The 1198-nt window shown below is 70.1% G+C and carries 2 protein-coding genes; both read right to left on the bottom strand.

Annotated features, from left to right (window positions below):
• Positions 1-502 precede the first annotated feature (502 nt).
• Positions 503-940 (bottom strand): hypothetical protein, encoded by a 438-nt coding sequence (locus tag ADK60_RS22930; RefSeq protein ID WP_053648570.1) that lies wholly within the window; start codon positions 938-940, stop codon positions 503-505.
• The coding region (locus tag ADK60_RS22925) for a protein kinase family protein (protein WP_199839728.1) at positions 937-1198 on the bottom strand (262 nt) is incomplete at its 5' end. The genes ADK60_RS22925 and ADK60_RS22930, both read right to left, overlap by 4 nt.

The following is a 1198-nucleotide window of genomic DNA, read 5'->3' as shown; positions in this document are numbered from 1 at the left end:
GTCAGCCCACCACCATCCGCATACCTCACACACCACCAGATACAGCCACCACACCACACCCATCAGGGACTTCCACACAGTTCACCCTGACGCGCCGAATTCAGTAGGCGGTCGGCCGCCGCGGACACCGCTACTCCTGTGCCGAGAGAACGCGATCCTGGGCGTCGGTGAGCCCCGCAGCATCGTCGGCTTCCCCGGTCCGGCCTCCGCGCGTCGTTCGTAGGCACGGCGTCGTCCAGCAGGGCGAGTGCCTACTCCAGGCCCTGCCGGAGAAGCCGACCCGACGAGGCACCCTCGAACACCTGCCGCGCGGGTCCACCTGGAGTGCGCCCCGGGCCGGGTGATCTCTTGCGGAAGGCGGTCGGGCGGGAGACGGCAATCTTTGCCGCCGCACTGTTCGATCTGGTGGGATCTGGCGCGCGACGCGGCAGTTTCGGGCTCTTGCGTCGTCGGTGGCGGAGCAGTGAGACCGGGCTGCTTCGCCACTGTGTCCTTCGCCGGGTCAGGAGCTGCTGCTGTCTTGGTCGCTGCTGCTGTCGCTGACACTGGCATGAGCACGACCGCTGGCGCTGCCGCTGACACTGGCGTCGGAACTGTGGCCGTGGTCGAGGTGGTGGGTGTGGTCTGAGTGGCTGCTGTCGCTTTCGCGGCTGTAACTGTGGCTGCTGCTGCTGTCGCTGACACTGGCATGAGCACGATCGCTGGTGCTGCCGCTGGCACTGGCGCTGTCGGCGCTCGGGGTCGGGGTCGCGCCGGAGGAACTGGTTCGGCCGTTGCGGTGGTTGCCGGGTCTGTCGTGGTTGTCGGCGTTGGTACGGGGTTGGGGTGTGCCGGTGCCGGTTCCTGTGTGGGTGGCAGCGGCCGCCGTGGTGGCGAGGGCGGCGGGGACGAGGAGCGCGGCGGTGGCGAGGAGGAAGGCGCGGCGGGCGGGCTGGGTCACGTGATCGCTCCGGTGAGGGTGAGGGCGAGGCGAAGGGCGCTGGCGAAGTGGCCGGTGCTGGTGTGGCGTTTGCCGGGGTCGGGGTCGAGGGCTCGCAGGAGGACCGGGGGCAGGTGGGGCCAGACGTCGGCGGGCCAGCCGGTGATGGGCTGCGGCGGCCGGTTGAGTTGGAGATCGCGGGTGGTGGTGCGGCTGGCGGTATAGCGGATGTGGGGGCGCCGGTGGAGGACGCGGTGGAGGATCGCGGCGCAGCTGTAC

The sequence above is a fragment of the Streptomyces sp. XY431 genome, from assembly GCF_001279805.1.
Taxonomy (GTDB): Bacteria; Actinomycetota; Actinomycetes; order Streptomycetales; family Streptomycetaceae; genus Kitasatospora; species Kitasatospora purpeofusca.
The sequence above is the reverse complement of the archived record's forward strand: the minus strand, read 5'-3'. Positions and strand labels throughout refer to the sequence as shown.